The 16,514-nt window shown below is 31.3% G+C and carries 15 protein-coding genes; 5 read left to right on the top strand and 10 right to left on the bottom strand.

Annotated features, from left to right (window positions below; all coding sequences use genetic code 11):
• Positions 1–86: 86 nt before the first annotated feature.
• Entirely contained in the window at positions 87–2,918 is a 2,832-nt protein-coding gene (locus ATE84_RS15415) for a metalloprotease (protein WP_101448808.1), read from the top strand.
• A 201-nt stretch (positions 2,919–3,119) separates the two neighbouring features.
• The gene (locus tag ATE84_RS15410; protein ID WP_101448807.1) at positions 3,120–5,534 is read left to right on the top strand and encodes a thiamine pyrophosphate-dependent enzyme; all 2,415 of its coding nucleotides are present in this window, start codon (positions 3,120–3,122) and stop codon (positions 5,532–5,534) included.
• A gap of 4 nt (positions 5,535–5,538) precedes the next feature.
• Here ATE84_RS15410 and ATE84_RS15405 read toward each other — a convergent pair whose 3' ends face one another.
• From ATE84_RS15405 to ATE84_RS15395, 3 genes are read right to left on the bottom strand one after another with little or no spacing between them, the layout of a single operon-like run.
• Positions 5,539–6,150: a hypothetical protein gene (locus ATE84_RS15405; protein ID WP_101448806.1), complete on the bottom strand. Its 612-nt coding sequence runs from the start codon at positions 6,148–6,150 to the stop codon at positions 5,539–5,541.
• Positions 6,151–6,210: 60 nt separating this feature from the next.
• Positions 6,211–7,026, bottom strand: coding sequence for a hypothetical protein (locus ATE84_RS15400; protein ID WP_101448805.1), 816 nt, complete (start codon positions 7,024–7,026; stop codon positions 6,211–6,213).
• A gap of 48 nt (positions 7,027–7,074) precedes the next feature.
• Entirely contained in the window at positions 7,075–7,917 is an 843-nt protein-coding gene (locus tag ATE84_RS15395; RefSeq protein WP_101448804.1) for a 1,4-dihydroxy-2-naphthoyl-CoA synthase, read from the bottom strand.
• A gap of 161 nt (positions 7,918–8,078) precedes the next feature.
• Between ATE84_RS15395 and ATE84_RS15390 the strand changes: the two genes are divergently transcribed.
• The gene (locus ATE84_RS15390) at positions 8,079–8,489 is read left to right on the top strand and encodes a hypothetical protein (RefSeq protein ID WP_101448803.1); all 411 of its coding nucleotides are present in this window, start codon (positions 8,079–8,081) and stop codon (positions 8,487–8,489) included.
• A 49-nt stretch (positions 8,490–8,538) separates the two neighbouring features.
• Here ATE84_RS15390 and ATE84_RS15385 read toward each other — a convergent pair whose 3' ends face one another.
• From ATE84_RS15385 to ATE84_RS15375, 3 genes are all read right to left on the bottom strand, one after another.
• Complete coding sequence (locus tag ATE84_RS15385; protein ID WP_101448802.1) at positions 8,539–9,048, bottom strand: ferritin; 510 nt, start codon at positions 9,046–9,048, stop codon at positions 8,539–8,541.
• Between the two features lie 94 nt (positions 9,049–9,142).
• Positions 9,143–9,316 carry a hypothetical protein gene (locus ATE84_RS26610; protein ID WP_233195823.1) on the bottom strand — a complete coding sequence of 58 codons (174 nt, stop codon included), beginning with the start codon at positions 9,314–9,316 and terminating at the stop codon, positions 9,143–9,145.
• Between the two features lie 229 nt (positions 9,317–9,545).
• Positions 9,546–10,382, bottom strand: coding sequence for a S1 RNA-binding domain-containing protein (locus ATE84_RS15375; RefSeq protein WP_101451059.1), 837 nt, complete (start codon positions 10,380–10,382; stop codon positions 9,546–9,548).
• 380 nt (positions 10,383–10,762) lie between these two features.
• Here ATE84_RS15375 and ATE84_RS15370 point away from each other — a divergent pair, with 380 nt between their 5' ends.
• Complete coding sequence (locus ATE84_RS15370; RefSeq protein ID WP_101448800.1) at positions 10,763–11,917, top strand: histidinol-phosphate transaminase; 1,155 nt, start codon at positions 10,763–10,765, stop codon at positions 11,915–11,917.
• 190 nt (positions 11,918–12,107) lie between these two features.
• Here the strand turns inward: ATE84_RS15370 and ATE84_RS15365 are convergent, their stop codons facing one another.
• From ATE84_RS15365 to ATE84_RS15350, 4 genes are all read right to left on the bottom strand, one after another.
• Complete coding sequence (locus tag ATE84_RS15365) at positions 12,108–12,449, bottom strand: DUF2853 family protein (RefSeq protein ID WP_101448799.1); 342 nt, start codon at positions 12,447–12,449, stop codon at positions 12,108–12,110.
• Positions 12,450–12,555: 106 nt separating this feature from the next.
• Positions 12,556–14,280 carry a 2-succinyl-5-enolpyruvyl-6-hydroxy-3-cyclohexene-1-carboxylic-acid synthase gene (gene menD, locus ATE84_RS15360; protein WP_101448798.1) on the bottom strand — a complete coding sequence of 575 codons (1,725 nt, stop codon included), beginning with the start codon at positions 14,278–14,280 and terminating at the stop codon, positions 12,556–12,558.
• A 63-nt stretch (positions 14,281–14,343) separates the two neighbouring features.
• On the bottom strand, positions 14,344–15,435 hold the full coding sequence (locus tag ATE84_RS15355) for a chorismate-binding protein (RefSeq protein ID WP_101448797.1): 1,092 nt from the start codon (positions 15,433–15,435) through the stop codon (positions 14,344–14,346).
• Position 15,436: 1 nt separating this feature from the next.
• Complete coding sequence (locus tag ATE84_RS15350) at positions 15,437–15,862, bottom strand: PaaI family thioesterase (protein WP_101448796.1); 426 nt, start codon at positions 15,860–15,862, stop codon at positions 15,437–15,439.
• 87 nt (positions 15,863–15,949) lie between these two features.
• Between ATE84_RS15350 and ATE84_RS15345 the strand changes: the two genes are divergently transcribed.
• Complete coding sequence (locus tag ATE84_RS15345; protein ID WP_101448795.1) at positions 15,950–16,513, top strand: TetR/AcrR family transcriptional regulator; 564 nt, start codon at positions 15,950–15,952, stop codon at positions 16,511–16,513.
• Position 16,514 lies beyond the last annotated feature (1 nt).

The raw sequence follows: 16,514 nt of genomic DNA, 5'->3' as shown, positions 1-16,514 counted from the left end.
ATAAAGTTTTGATAGATAACTTCAGACAGGTAACATTATTCCTTTTTGATTTATCTATTAAAAATGCCTATAATTAAATATAAAAATTGAATATTTTAAAAATATATAGTTTTGTAATTATCTTTTTTGCACTTACTGCAGGGTTTGCACAGCACAATATCATTATAAATGCTAACCTGAATACCAAAAAAAAGATAGTAACTATAGAGCAGGAAATTACATATACAAATTCGTCAAAAGATACACTTACAAAAGTATTTTTTCATGATTGGGCCAATAGCTTCTCTGATAAGACCACTCCTCTTGGTAAAAGATTTGCAGAAGATTTTATAAAACGGTTTTATTTTGCCAAAGATGAAGAGCGAGGAAGAACCATAATTCAAAATGTTAGCAATAAAGAATTACAATCTTTACAATGGGGACGACACGAAGGAACCCAGGATATTATATGGATAAAATCTTCTAAACCTATTTATCCAGGAGAAAATCAAACTTTTCTATTAAAATATCAAATCAAAATTCCCAGTAACAAATTTACTAGATATGGATATCATGCAAATGGAAATTTTAGTTTAAAATACTGGTATATTCTTCCTGCTGTATATGATACAAAATGGAATATCTATAGTCATAAAAATCTTGATGATCTATATGCTCCCATAGCAGATTATCAACTTAACTTCACTTTACCCTCTACATATGAAATAGTTAGTGATCTACAACAGAAGAATAGCATTTTATCAGATGACGAAACAACCAAAACCATACAACTCAAAGGTAACAAGAGAAACGAAGTAAATTTATACATAGAAAGAACATCATCTTTCTACAGTTTCTCTTCTGACGGTGTACAATTTATAAGCAATATAGATGATAATGATTTAATGCCAGAAATGAAATCGGTAGCAACCGATAGAATTATTGGTTTTTTACAAAAAAAATTAGGGCCATATCCTTTTGATAAAATTGTAATTTCCGAAAATGATTATAAAAATAATCCCGTATATGGATTAAATCAATTACCAGATATATTAAGGCCTTTTCCTGATGGTTTTCAATTTGAAATAAAACAACTTAAAACAATTACTGAAAATTTTCTAGAAAGAACACTTATTATAAACCCTCGATATGATGCCTGGGTAAAAGATGCCATACACATCTATTTAATGATGGCATACACAGAGCAATATTATCCTGAGATGAAAATTATCGGTAAACTTAGTAAAGTAATCGGTATACGATGGTTTCATGCGGCAGACCTAGATTTTAATGACCAATACTTCTTAGCCTATAAAAATATGGCTCGATTGTTTTTAGATCAACCTCTTTTACAGCCTCAAGATGAGTTGGTAAAATTTAATAAGAACATAGCAAATGCGTATAAAGCGGGAGTAGGATTTAAATATCTTGAAGATTACTTAGGCGATGATAATATTGTTGATCAGAGTATTAAAGATTTTTACACTCAAAATGTATTAAAATATACAAATTCTGACAAATACAAAAAGGTGCTTACCAACATAGCTCCTCTGGATATAGAATGGTTTTTTGAAGATTATGTGCAAACCAATGAAAAACTTGACTTCAAAATAAAATCCGTTAAAAAGAGAAAAGATTCGATTGAAGTTACGATCAAAAATAAAGGCAACAATACAATGCCAATTTCTCTCTATGGATTTAGAAAAAAAGATATAGTTTCAAAAACATGGGTTATGGGCATTACTGGAACCAAAAAGGTAAAGATTCCCAATGAAGATATTAGCAAACTAGTCTTGGATTATGATCAAAACGTCCCAGAAGTAAACAGACGTAATAATTATAGAAATCTAAAATGGATATTTAACAAACCTATACAATTTAGATTTTTACAGGATATAGAAGACCCAAGATATACTCAAGTATTTTTTATTCCAGAAATAGAGTTTAATGTATATGATGGTTTTACGTTAGCTTCAAAATTTTACAACAAATCTTTTATAAAAAGAAATTTTCAATATAACTTATCTCCTGCTTATGGTTTTAAATCTAAAAAACTATTAGGATCAGCATCTATCTTCTGTAGACAACAACTTTCAGATTATGGATTATATAAAGTACGGTATGGGGTAAATGGTAGCATGTATAGCTATGCCCCCGATTTATTATTTAAACGTTTTTCTGCTTCTTTAAGTTTTCATTTTAGACCTAAAGACCTTAGATCTAATAAAAAGCAGAGACTTCATATCAGGAATGTAAATGTTTTTAGAGATCGAAGTGAAGAAAACCCTGTAGCAACCCCTGATTATAATGTATTCAATGCAAGGTATAAATATTCTGATTTCAATCTTATCAACTTTTTAGGATATACAATTGATTATCAAGTATCAAAAAACTTTAGCAAGCTATCAGCTACCGTTAATTACAGAAAGTTATTCCTTAATAACAGACAACTAAATTTACGTTTATTCGCAGGATCTTTTATCTTTAATGATACAGAAGAAAAGGATGGCAATTTCTTTAGTTTTGCCCTGGACAGACCAACAGATTATTTATTCGATTACAATTATCTGGGACGTAGTGAAAACACTGGACTCGTAAGTCAACAGATAATTTTGGCTGAAGGAGGGTTTAAATCTCAACTAGAATACTCATTTGCAAATCAATGGATCACTACCTTAAATGCAAATACTAATTTATGGAAATGGATTTATATGTATGGAGATGTAGGATTGGTGAAAAATAAAAAAATCTCTCCAAAATTTGTCTACGATGCAGGAGTACGACTCAGTTTAGTTGCAGATTATTTTGAGGTGTTTTTCCCTATAGTATCTAATAAAGGATGGGAAATATCACAACCAAATTATGAACAACAAATTCGATTTATCATAACATTAAGCCCAGAAACACTAATAGGTCTTTTTACTAGAGAATGGTATTAATTTCTTTATAAAAAAACACTTAAAAAATAAATGTGAAAATTTTGAATATTTGTTAACCAATCCTTAAAATATTGTTCAAAAACTACAATTCATCAACAAAACCATAGTTTTAATGAATTATATTCAAAAAAATTAAGAGTTTCAGCCTTGCAAATGGTTAGTATTTTAGCTAAATTTGCAAAACATTAAAACATCGTTCACATGCAGCCTGAAACCATTACTTCATCTAATATTTCATTCGAAGAATATAGAGATCAAATACTTAGAGACTACAAAATAGCATTGATTAGTAGAGAATGTAGTTTGCTAGGAAGACGAGAAGTATTGACGGGTAAGTCTAAGTTTGGAATTTTTGGAGGAGGAAAAGAATTACCGCAGCTTGCGATGGCTAGAGTTTTTCGTGATGGTGATTTTAGATCAGGATACTACAGAGATCAAACATTTATGATGGCTATTGATCAATATACTGTAGAGCAATTCTTTGCTGGATTATATGCCCATACAGATATTAACAAAGAACCTTTTGCTGCAGGAAGACAGATGGGAGGGCATTTTTCAACACATAGTCTTAATGAAGATGGCACATGGAAAAACCTAACACAACAAAAGAATTCGAGTGCAGATATCTCTCCTACTGCTGGTCAAATGCCTAGATTATTAGGTCTAGCTCAAGCATCAAAGGTGTATCGTAACGAAAAAGGTGTTTCTAATCATTCTAATTTTTCAATTCAAGGAAACGAAGTAGCCTGGGGAACTATTGGTAATGCAAGTACCAGTGAAGGCCTATTTTGGGAGACTATTAATGCAGGAGGTGTTCTACAAGTACCAATGGTTGTTAGTGTATGGGATGATGAATACGGTATCTCTGTTCATGCAAAACATCAAACTACTAAAGAAGATATTTCTCTTATTCTAGAAGGTTTTAGACGTGATGAAAATCATGAAGGCTATGAAATATTAAAAGTTAACGGTTGGGACTACCCTGCACTCATGGACACCTATGAAAAAGCTGAGAAACTAGCACGTGAAAAGCATATTCCAGTTATCATTCATGTTAAAGAGTTAACACAACCACAAGGACACTCCACTTCTGGATCTCACGAAAGATACAAAAGTGAAGAACGATTAAATTGGGAACGCGAGTATGATTGCAATAAAAAGTTTAAAGAATGGATCATTGAACATAATATTGCATCAGCAGAAGAACTTCTGGATTTTGAAAAGACAGCAAAAAAAGAGGTAAGAAAAGGAAAAAATGAATCTTGGAATGCTTATTTATCAGAAATCAAATCAGAGCAAAAAGAAGCATTAGAAATTCTTAAATCAGTAGAAAATAAAAGTGCAAATAAAAACTTTATTTCTCCTCTGATTAATGTTTTAGCATCCAAAGAAGAACCAATACGTAAAGATATCCTTGAGGTAACAAGAAAAACATTACAATATATTACCAAAGAAAACTTTGTAGAAAAATCTACTCTACAGGAATGGATAAATAATTACATTTCTCGTATTCAACCAAAATACAGTAGCCACCTATACAATGAAAATGACTCTAATGCTATACATATTGAAGAAGTAAAAGCTCAATATGATGCCAACACACCACTAGTTGATGGTAGAGTTATTATAAGAGACAACTTTGAAAAATTATTTAGTAGAATCCCCGAAGCTCTTATTTTTGGAGAAGATAGCGGTAAAATTGGTGATGTAAATCAAGGACTTGAGGGACTTCAGGAAAAGTTTGGAGAAACTAGGGTATCTGATGTCGGAATTAGAGAAGCTACAATAATAGGACAAGGAATTGGAATGGCTATGCGAGGACTAAGACCTATTGCAGAAATCCAATACTTAGACTACATTCTATATTGTGTACAAGGATTAAGTGATGATCTTGCCACGTTACGATATAGGACTTTTGCAAAACAAAAAGCTCCTTTAGTAATCAGAACCCGAGGACACAGATTAGAAGGAATCTGGCATTCTGGTTCTCAAATGGGCGGTCTTGTTCACCTACTAAGAGGTATCCATATTCTTGTACCTCGAAATATGACCAAAGCTGCAGGTTTTTACAATACATTAATGGATAGCGATGAACCTGCTCTAGTTGTAGAATGTCTTAACGGATATCGTCTAAAAGAGAAAATACCTTCTAATTTATCAGAAATTAGAACACCAATTGGCATCGTTGAAACAATTAAAGAAGGAACAGATATTACTTTAGTATCCTACGGATCTACATTGCGATTGGTTGAACAAGCTGCAAAAGAATTATTATCTGTAGGAATTAATGCCGAAGTAATCGATGTACAATCTTTACTTCCTTTTGATCTAAACCACGATATTGTAAAAAGTATTACTAAAACTAACCGATTATTGATCATTGACGAAGATGTACCGGGTGGCGCTACAGGATATATTTTACACAAATTGATTGATGAACAAAATGTATATCAATATTTAGACAGCAAACCACAAACCTTAAGTGCGCAGCCACACAGACCTGCTTTTGGAACTGATGGAGATTATTTTAGTAAACCTTCAATAGAAGACATATTCGAAACCGTATATGACATTATACATGAAGTAGACCCTGCTAATTTTCCTAAATTAAGATAATTAACTATTGAAAATCTTCAATTTTTAATCGTTTTCCATCTTTATAGGATATTACAAATATTCTCTTATCAAATCCAGAGGCTATAAGTGTTTTTCTAAAATCCTGAGCTTCAACTAGGGTTTCAAAAATACCTAAACTCATTTTATAGAATGAAGTATCACTATAAATAAGTGTATTTGTAAACTTCTTAGAAATAGCAGGAGTGTTTTTTGCATTAAATGCTTTTAATTGCACTGAATACACTGTATCTTTTTTAATCAAACTTCTATATAAATATAGATTTTTGATTTCTTTAAGGTTAATTTTTTCTTTTTTTAATACTTCTAATTTCTTATTGGCAGAGGCTAGCTCTTGTTTTATAACAGAAAGTTCTTTATTTTCTGCTTCACTATTTTTTGATAATGGTCTGCTAAAATAAAAAGCATTAGCAACAAGAAAAATAGTTAATAAAAATAGAACAAGCGAGAATGATCCAAATAGTCTATTAGATTTCTTACTTTTTTTAAGCTTACCAGACTCTTCATTCAGAAGATCTTCGAGCTTTTTTTGTTTAATTTCGGCTTTTTCTATCTGATAATGTAACGACAGAAGATCCTCTTCTTTCATAACTTTCATTGTAGGGGTACTTGAAAAGTTTAGTTAGTTATTATCCAAAAGATATATTTCAAACAATGCTTAAGGGAGTTTCTGTTCGGTTATTCGATATACTATTCCATTACTAATTTCCAGAATCAAAACAGGCTTATCTGTAATCACTTTCTGGAAAGCTTTTAATGGAAAACCTGAAGAAATCTGATTAATATTCTCAATCTTCACCCTTGCCTTATCGTCAAGTTCTAATATTTTAGATTTAGAACTCTGGTTATGAATATAATAATTATTATATAAAAAATACAATGTATCTCCATTTTTATCTAAATCATATTCTGCATCACCTAATTCTTTAGCTTTTTTAACTGCTTTTCTACCCTGATAATACTCTATTATATCTGCTTCTATAAAAACAACATCATTGCTTTTATAAACCCTGTTTATGTAACAATATTTCTTTTCAAATTTTAGTTTAGACTCAGCATCTGCAACAAGTTCTTCTCTTTTCTTTACATTCTCAATAGTATCAGATAGAGAAGTTATCGAACCTGTTTTGATTAATAAATCGTTATTTTGATATTTAGAAATATCGGTTTTAAGCTTACTTACTTCTCTTTGTAAAGAATCATTTTCAAATATAAGCTGCTGAACATCCATATCTCCTTCTAAAGACTTCTTTACAACTGAGCGTTCTTTTTCATTGAGGATAATATAAAGACTTCCTGTAGTTAACAACAACATCAAAACAAGAATAAAAACAAAGTAAAAATTACGTTTCTTTTTACTTCTCCTCAAATCTTCAGAAATAGAAATAAGACGATCCTCCAGTCGTTGCTGTTTAATATCAGTTTTTTCCATCTGATAATGCATCGATATAAGCTCTTCTTCTTTCTTGTTCATTATATATTAAAATAACTCCTAATATAGAAAAGATCAGTACTTACAAAATTAAGGCATCCATTTAATATTTTTGAAATCCGGTTTTCGTTTTTCAAGAAATGCATCTCTTCCTTCTTTGGCTTCATCTGTCATATATGCTAGTCGTGTTGCTTCGCCTGCAAATACTTGTTGCCCTACCATACCATCATCTGTAAGATTCATTGCAAATTTCAACATTTTAATAGATGTTGGTGATTTTTCAAGTATTTCTTTTGCCCATTCATATGCAGTATCCTCAAGATCATCATGAGGGATTACAGCATTTACCATTCCCATTTCATATGCATCTTGCGCAGAGTAATCTCTCCCTAAAAAGAAAATTTCACGTGCTTTTTTCTGTCCAACCATCTTTGCCAAATACGCAGATCCATATCCTCCATCAAAACTTGTTACATCTGCATCGGTTTGTTTAAAAATAGCATGTTCTTTACTTGCCAGAGTAAGATCACAAACAACATGAAGGCTATGCCCTCCTCCTACAGCCCAACCTGGCACTACCGCAATAACAACTTTTGGCATGAATCTAATAAGTCTTTGCACCTCTAAAATATTTAGCCTGTGCCTACCATCTTCTCCCACATATCCTTGGTGACCTCTAGCTTTTTGATCTCCTCCACTACAAAAACTATATACTCCGTCTTTTGTAGAAGGCCCTTCTGCAGAAAGCAAAACCACACCTATAGATGTATCTTCTTGAGCATTATAAAAAGCATCATAAAGTTCACTTGTTGTATTTGGCCTAAAAGCATTACGTACATTTGGTCTATTAAATGCTATTCGGGCAACACCTCCCGATTTTTTATAGGTGATGTCTTCGTATTCTTTTACAGTTTTCCAATCTATTGAACTCATTAATATGTTTTTTTGTATTCTCAAAAATACTACAATATATGATATCTCACTGCATCAATTATGGGGTAAATCCTCTAATTTTTAATTTTATTTTAAATAAAAAAATAGATTTTAGTATAGTTTTTGATGGTTTTATCTGAATTGATAATATATTTACCATTATGAAACTCTTTTTTACAATACTTATCGCAGGCATTGGTTTTTCATCTTATGGACAGGAAAATGTAATACATGCAATTTCTATAAAATGGGAGCAATTAAGTGCTCCACTATCTATCACTAAAAATGAGCATAAAATAGAGAAATATCAATTACAGAAAGTAGATTTAACCATAGATTTAAGACAACAAGCATTTAAAAAAAGCTACACAATGTATATTGATACTCCAAAGTATAAAGATATTTCATCAAAATACAATGTTACAACCCCTCAACCAAAAACATCTGGTTTTAGGGTATATGGTAATGGTTACACCCCTAATACAAACATTGGGGGTATAAAAAATACTGCTTATAAGGATGCTAGCTTATATCGTGGTACTTTCTATCCTATCACTGGTTTAACCTATTAACATTTGTATCTCTACAAAAACATCTTCGTTACAGACTTACTTTGTATAGTTATTTACCAACAGGTATTCTTTCATCAATGAATTGAAGTGGCATATCCCCTGATAAGTCAAACATATCTAAAATATCTTTAATAGTCTCTTCTTCCTCAAGCTGTTCTTCTACAAACCACATTAAGAAGTTTTCTGAACCAAAATCATTTACTTGTCTGCATTTTGCAACAATTTTGTATATAGATTGTGTGATGGATATTTCATGGTTTAGTGCAGTTTCAAAAATTTCTCTAAGAGAAGAAAATTCATGAGTTATATTCGAAACATCTGGAGAGTATGCTGATCCTCCTGTATCATTAATAAACTTAAAAATTTTCATCATGTGCTCTCTTTCTTCAGCTGCCTGCTTATAAAAAAAGGAAGCACTATTTACAAGTGTTTTTTGATCACACCATGAGGCCATCGCTAAATACAGTGACGAAGCTCTTTGTTCTTTTTCTATTTGCTTATTAAGCATATCCATTACTTCTAGATTAATGCTTATTTCTTGTCGTGTTAGATTTTCCATTTTCCAATATTTCTAATAAAAGTATAGAAAAATCCTGATGTAAAACTTAATTGACACTCAATTTATAGTAAATCTAAATTCTAATATCAAAATATCATGATACCAGCATAGCATTTAATTCTATCATTGCAAATGTTCCTTTCATAAGATCTACAAAATCCAACACCATTAATGTGTCTAATAAAATTAAATGTTCTTTATCGCATAACGATAATAATACGGTGTCATTATGATTAAGTAAATTATCTATATAGTCAAATGCAGACATTTGTTTTGCTTTATATCTTAAGCTAAGCAATTGACAGAATGAAATTTTAACCATTTTATGGCCAAAATCGATATAATAACATCGCTCTGTTGATGATTGATAAGAGGAGTAATATGTTGAAGAAAAAATTAATTCCATAATTAACGGCCGCTAAAATACTTTTTATTTAGATTTAATCCAAATAAAATCAGCTTTTCCTTTAACTATAACTTCGAGTTATATTTTTGATCTACTCCTCTACCAGACGTATTCCTTCTTTCTCGATAATAATTTTTCTTTCTTTATATAACGATCCGATAGCTTTTTTAAAACTTTTCTTACTCAATTGAAAAACCTCTTTAATATCTTCGGGATCAGATTTATCATTCAGATCAATAAAACCACCGCTAGACTTTAACTCCTTTAAAACCTGCTCTGCATTTGGTTCTATCCCTCTAAATCCGTGTCGTTGCAATGTAAGATCTATCTTTCCATCAGGGCGGACTTTTTTTACAAACCCTTTAAGTTGATCTCCTGGTGTTATCTTTTGAAAAATTTCATCACCATATACTAACCCCAGATGTTTTTGATTTACAATCATATTCCAACCTTGTGGTGAAGGATGAGAAGCAATAAGGTCAACTTCATCATATGAAGACAGTAAAACTAAAGAATTATCTAAAAAAGCATTGGTCTTACTTGATGCAACAAGTCGATTGGTTTCTTCATCTAGATACACATAAACAAGATACCAACTACCCACTCTCATTTTTGAAGATTGCTCTCTAAAAGGAACAAAAAGATCTTTTTCTAATCCCCAATCCAAAAAAGCACCAATCTCTGACACATTTGTACATTTTAAATAGGCAAAAGATTTTACAGTTGCAAATGGTTCTAAAGTAGTAGCAACGATACGTTCAGCACTATCCAAATACACAAATACCTTTAAAACATCTCTTATTTGAAATTGTTCTGGTACATACTTATTGGGTAATAAAACCTCATCCCCTTCTTCGTCACAAAGATAAATCCCCTGATCCCTTTCTCTAACAACCTCTAACATGTTATATTCCCCAAGCTTAAGCATATCTCTTTTTTTGCGCAAATATAATTCTTTTAACCTGATTAATATACTACAGAACATCAAGAAATTTAATCAACAAAGTAAATCGGTTTCTCTATAAACAAATCTATATACCGAAGTGGTTTAAACTTTTTTCAATTCGCTATAAAAATGCTCTTTTTTATTCAATTTTTGTCTTTTTCTTACTTCGTAGCGCTGCTATGAAATGCAAAAAACACTTCAATTGATCAAAAAACAACTATTCTTCGCCAGAATCAAAAAAGTTTAAACCACTTCATAAAAAATAAATTTTCAAACCAACACAATATTTAAATTACAATAAAAAATAGGGTCTATCTAAATTACATTGTTGTTTATACGAAAACAAACATAAATCACAAAAGATGACCCACAAAACTCACTTACTCCCTAAACCTAAAAATAACAATACACACATTGACCTTAATCTATTTAACCAAACAACTCATAATCCTTCTTATGCAAGTCTAACAGACAATTTTGAAAAAATAAACGGGTTAAAAGATTTTTGTATTCCTGTAAATACTTATTTCCCTTCAAAATCATTAATGGATAGTCTATATGAAAAAATACCGAGTGCTTTAAAATATTATCCCAGTTCTAACAACCACATCACAGAATATATTGCAAGTTTCTCTAATATTGAAAATCCAAAAAGAATTATTGCAGGAAATGGATCAACTGAAATCATTTCTTGGCTTAATTCTATATTCATAAAAGATAGCCTATTTGTACCTGTACCTTCTTTTGGAAGATGGATAGAAGAACCAATAAACTTAGGTATAGAGCTACACACCATACAATATTGTGATGATAACAATCAACTACTCTCTTCAGAGAAATTTGTAGAAGCTGTACTAAAATCTGGAGCAAAAAATGCTGTTATCTGCAACCCAAACAATCCAACGGGTTCTATTTTCTCAAGAACCGAACTATTATTTATATTAAGTAAACTAGATCATTTGGATAACATCATCATTGATGAATCTTTTATTGATTTTTCTTCTAAAACCCCTCCAACAATAAAAAATGATGTCCATCTATTCTCCAATGCATGGGTAATCAAAAGTTTAGGAAAAAATGTTGGTTTACATGGACTTAGAATGGGATATGCCATTAGCAATGAAAATAACATTAACAAGCTTAAAAAACACCTACCATATTGGAACATTAATGGAATATCAGAAATGCTATTAATGCTCATACAAGAAGAAAAACCAACATACGACGAAAGTAGAATTAAAGTAATTCACGACACAATGTATTTGGCAGATCGTTTTAGTGAATTAGATTTTTTTAAAGTTTTCCCCACAAATTCAAATTTCATATTTGCTCGATTAGATTCACAAATCGACGGAGAAGAATTAAGAAATAGACTACTGAAAGATAAATCCTGTTTTATTAGAAATTGTGAAAATAAAATGGGCTCTACTAAACAACACTTTAGAATTGCAACACGAAAAAAACAAGATGTAGATTTTCTTATAAGTGCAATAAAAGAAGAAGTTTCAAAAATGTAAAAATTTTAGCATTTAGATCTATAGCACTCACATTGCTCACAAAAAAACCTTCATTAGTTACTTGTTACAAATTTTGAAATTCACAACTAACTAATGAAGGCCTTATAGCTTGCATACATATCTTATAATTCTAGATTAACAGACTATAAATCATATAGCTATACTATTCTAAAATTATAAAAACAATCTACTATTTGTAAGTAGATTCTTTTCCAAAATGTTTTGTCAAAAGATAATAAACAACCGCTCTATATTTATTACGGTTTGATTTACCATAAGCTTCAATTACAGAAGCAATACCTTCGTCTAATTTTGGTCCATCAGAAAGACCTAATTTTTTGATTAAGAAGTTTTTCTTTACTGTATCTAATTCACTTTGATCCGAACCAGATACTGTAGCAGCATCTGCATTGTAAATTGAAGGACCACATCCAATTGTAACTTTGGTTAAAAGATCCATATCCGGAGTTTGCCCAATTTTATCTTTGATATCTGCGGCGTATTTTGTAATTAACTCATCTCTTTTACTCATAGGATAATTGTGTTTTTAGGTTTTTAGTTCACTTTTTCTATATATATCAAATATAGATGAATTATTCATAAATAATTCATCTATAAAGCACAATAAAATAAGGATATTAGACAAAATACCTAAAATAACCGACTAAAGTACTATCGTTTTCTTTTCGGGGAGTAAAAACCTCTAGCAATTGTGGTGTATTATTAGTTTCATACATTTTTTTTGATTCTTGAATTAACTCTTCAAGGGTATGTGCTGTACGATACTCAAAACCAAACATTTTACACAAATGTATTGCTGTAAGGTGGTGTTTCGTTTCAAAATATTTTTCAAAATTAACACTCTCCTCTTTTCCTGGTAAAATTCTGAATATCCCTCCTCCTTCATTATTAATAACAATGATTTTAAAATTTGAAGGAATATATTCATTCCATAACCCATTACTATCATAAAAGAAGCTAAGATCTCCCGTTATCAAAGTTGTAGGTATCTCCGAAGCCAGGGCTGCACCAATAGCAGTAGATGTACTTCCATCAATACCGCTTGTCCCTCTATTACAAAATACCTGAAAGGTTGGATTTAACGTAAATAATTGCGCATATCTAACCGTAGAGCTATTACTTAACTGTATCATTTGTCCATCAGTAATTACATTAAAAATAGCTTCAAATGCTTTAAGGTCAGTAAAAGGGGTTTTATCAAGATATGCTGCATGCCTTACTCTGCGATGATCTCTTACAGAAATCCAAAAAGACTTATAAGTACTATCGACGCTCTTCATGTCTTGAAAAAAACGTGAGAAGAATACATTGGGCTGCAATTTTATATGCTCTGTGAGACAGAAATAAGTATCATATGCTTTTTTTGAATCAATATGCCAGTGTGATTTCGGCTGATATTGTCGTAAAAATGCTTTAATTCGTTTAGAGATAACCATCCCTCCGATAGTTAAAAGAATATCTGGCTGCAATGCTTTAAATTCATCCTCATTCAAAGTAGAAATCAATTGATCAATACAATTAATATGAGATGCATGATGAATATTAGATGTTGTTTCTGTTAATACTAAAACCGAAGGGTCATCAGCAAAATATTCTATCCACTTTTGCTCAACTGTTCCTGGTGAATTGACACCTATTAATACCATTTTACGGTTTGCCTGATTCCATTCTTCATGCATTTCTAGTTGTAAACCTTCAGAAAACTGATGATGTGGTTTTTCTACAGGGATATTCCTGGAAATAATAGTAGGGTGTTCCAGTTTATCATATAAAGGTTCGTAAAAAGGTACATTAATATGTACTGGTCCTTTTTGCTCTATTGCTTTATTTAATGCCAGATTAATTTCTCTTTCATTATGTTTTTGAGCTTCATGCTGTTTTTGGCGTACTTTGGGATCGTCAATTTGTGTTTCTGCAACAACTTCAGAATATAAATTACCCGAATACAAAATATGGTTCTCGAACACATTTTTTTGACGAATCGTTTGGCCATCTCCCACGTCTATTCTTTCAATAGGGCGATCTGCACTTAAAACTACTAATGGTATATCACTATAAAATGCTTCTGAAATTGCAGGATAATAATTTAGTAATGCACTACCTGACGAACAAACCAAAGCAACTGGTTTTTGGGTTTGTTGCGCAATACCTAATGCAAAAAAAGCAGCACATCGCTCATCTACGATACTATAACACTGCATATCCGGATGTTCACTAAAACCAATGATTAGTGGTGCATTACGAGATCCTGGCGAAATAACAATATGAGTGATTCCTTTTGCTTCGCATAAGGTAACAATAGATTGTGCTAAAGGAATTTTTGAATATAAGCGTTTCTTCATTCGAATCGCTAAATTACAATATCGAACTAATTTACACCAGAATTTTAAGTAATTTAACCCTGGCTAAAACAAAACTCTTTTCATTGTCTCTGTTTTCTTTACAGTTTCCTCCCACTCTTTCTCTGGATCAGAATCTTTTGTGATCCCTCCTCCTACATAAAGAATTGCTTTACCATCACTTAACTCCATGCACCGAAGGTTTACAAACAGATCAGATTTAACAACACCTTCTTTATTCATATTAAGTTCTCCAAGAAAACCCGTATAATACTTACGATTGTACTCTTCTGTAGCAAGAATAAAAGATTTAGCCTCGCCTTTAGGAAGTCCGCAAACAGCTGGTGTTGGATGCAACACTTTAATTATTTTTTCTATTCTTGAATTTTCATTACCCAAAACCCCACTAATATCAGTACGCAGATGCAAAAGTGTACCTGCTTTATGGGTATAGGTTTTAGAATGTTTTATATTATTAATAATTGAAGATAGTTCATTAGTAACAAAAGAAGTTACCATTTCTTGCTCTACTAGCTCCTTTTCCCCCCAATCAACATCTGTAGTGTTTATATATGATTGTGTACCTGCCAAAGCCATAGTAAAAAAATCATTGTTTTTTACTCTAATCAAAGTCTCTGGAGTTGCTCCCATCCATGTACTAACTTTAGGATGATACCATAAGTATACAAAAGCTTTTGGATAATGATGTATTAGATTTTTAAATATATGTAGATTACTAAAAGAATTTGGTATTGAAACCTCCTCTTTTCGTGACAACACTACTTTTTTAAAACGGTCAGATTGTATTGCTTTGATTCCTTTTTTTACAAGCTCGACATGTTTTTTTTTGATTTCAGGTTTTACTAAAAAAGAATCTGCTAATTTTCCTGAAGTTCTTTTTTCGCTACTTATGGTTTGTGATGAAATAGTAGCATTGCAATAGTTACTTTTCTCTGAAGGAATAATAACCGTTTTATCAGAAGCACTAAAAGGAGCAAAAACAAATCCCGAAACGGTATAATCCTCTACTTCATATATTTGATTATTTTTCTGAAAAATAGCGTGTAATGTCATAGAATCAGCTTTCCTATACACTACAAAAGGTAAATTTTGATCTAACTGCTCTTCAATTTTAGTATAAACATCTTCTATGTTCATCCTATTTGGTTTTGGGAAGTGCAATAGTGGTCAATTTAACTATTGAAACCAGGTTACCTTCTTCATCCTTTATCTTTATATCCCATAACTGGGTAGTACGCCCTTGGTGTAAAATTTCCGCTTTAGCGAATACATACCCCTGCTTAACACTTTTTACATGATTTGCAGAAATCTCTATTCCTCTTATATAAAAATCTTCTGCATTAAGAAAAATAAATGATGCTGCACTACCCACACTTTCTGCTAGTGCCACCATCGCTCCACCATGTAAAACACCATCTGGTTGATGTACTTTAGGAGTCACTGGCATTTTGGCCACCAGATAATCTTTACCAACTTCACAGAAAGAAATCTCCAAAGTTTCCATCAAAGTATTTTTACACATCTTAGCACATTGTTCTAGCACCTCTGCCTGTGTCAAATTCATAAGCTTTATAATTTAGACCAAAAATATACAATGCTATCTAATAATTCTAACTATATTTGATTATTATTTTAACGAACGTTCAATAAAATGCCAAAGATAAAAACATCTAAAGAAGAAGTTCTAAAAAAAGTAATCCCTATCCTGCGCTCTCGAGGAGTTCAAAACAGTAGCATGAGTGAACTTTCTAAAGTTTGCGGTATACAGAAGTCTCATTTTTATTATTATTTCAGCAATAAAGAAGATCTAATTAGAGAAGTTCTGGCAACTGTTCATAGTTATTTTAATTACAATCTATTTAGAATTATTGAAAGTAGCACTTTAACTCTTAATGAAAAAGTGTTAAAAATGAAGTTACTTCTGAACAAATTATTTAAAGCTTCGGATGGTGGATGTATCATGGCAAATACCGCATTAGAAACCATACACCTCGACCCTATATATAAAAAAGAAATACAATCATTTTTTAAGGATTTTATTTTAGGACTACAGCAACTGCTAGAAGTAAATCACACAACAGAAAAAGCATTATTACTGGCAGAACAAATGGTACAGGATATCGAGGGTGGTATTTTATTGATGCAGATTTATGACGATCCAAAATATCTTAACAATGCCATTGAAAGAACAGAAATAGCAATATTAAATAAGTAAA

The organism is Aquimarina sp. MAR_2010_214, from assembly GCF_002846555.1.
Classification (GTDB): Bacteria; Bacteroidota; Bacteroidia; order Flavobacteriales; family Flavobacteriaceae; genus Aquimarina.
Note: the sequence above shows the minus strand (reverse complement) of the source record. Positions and strands in the feature narration are given on the sequence as shown.

Bases quoted from the DNA above. Each gene is read 5' to 3' on its own strand.
- ATE84_RS15410 (WP_101448807.1), top strand. From the start codon at position 3,120: ATGCAGCCTGAAACCATTACTTCATCTAATATTTCATTCGAAGAATAT.
- ATE84_RS15405 (WP_101448806.1), bottom strand. From the start codon at position 6,150: ATGAAAGTTATGAAAGAAGAGGATCTTCTGTCGTTACATTATCAGATA.
- ATE84_RS15400 (WP_101448805.1), bottom strand. From the start codon at position 7,026: ATGAACAAGAAAGAAGAAGAGCTTATATCGATGCATTATCAGATGGAA.
- ATE84_RS15395 (WP_101448804.1), bottom strand. From the start codon at position 7,917: ATGAGTTCAATAGATTGGAAAACTGTAAAAGAATACGAAGACATCACC.
- ATE84_RS15390 (WP_101448803.1), top strand. From the start codon at position 8,079: ATGAAACTCTTTTTTACAATACTTATCGCAGGCATTGGTTTTTCATCT.
- ATE84_RS15385 (WP_101448802.1), bottom strand. From the start codon at position 9,048: ATGGAAAATCTAACACGACAAGAAATAAGCATTAATCTAGAAGTAATG.
- ATE84_RS26610 (WP_233195823.1), bottom strand. From the start codon at position 9,316: ATGTCTGCATTTGACTATATAGATAATTTACTTAATCATAATGACACC.
- ATE84_RS15375 (WP_101451059.1), bottom strand. From the start codon at position 10,382: ATGCTTAAGCTTGGGGAATATAACATGTTAGAGGTTGTTAGAGAAAGG.
- ATE84_RS15370 (WP_101448800.1), top strand. From the start codon at position 10,763: ATGACCCACAAAACTCACTTACTCCCTAAACCTAAAAATAACAATACA.
- ATE84_RS15365 (WP_101448799.1), bottom strand. From the start codon at position 12,449: ATGAGTAAAAGAGATGAGTTAATTACAAAATACGCCGCAGATATCAAA.
- menD (WP_101448798.1), bottom strand. From the start codon at position 14,280: ATGAAGAAACGCTTATATTCAAAAATTCCTTTAGCACAATCTATTGTT.
- ATE84_RS15355 (WP_101448797.1), bottom strand. From the start codon at position 15,435: ATGAACATAGAAGATGTTTATACTAAAATTGAAGAGCAGTTAGATCAA.
- ATE84_RS15350 (WP_101448796.1), bottom strand. From the start codon at position 15,862: ATGAATTTGACACAGGCAGAGGTGCTAGAACAATGTGCTAAGATGTGT.
- ATE84_RS15345 (WP_101448795.1), top strand. From the start codon at position 15,950: ATGCCAAAGATAAAAACATCTAAAGAAGAAGTTCTAAAAAAAGTAATC.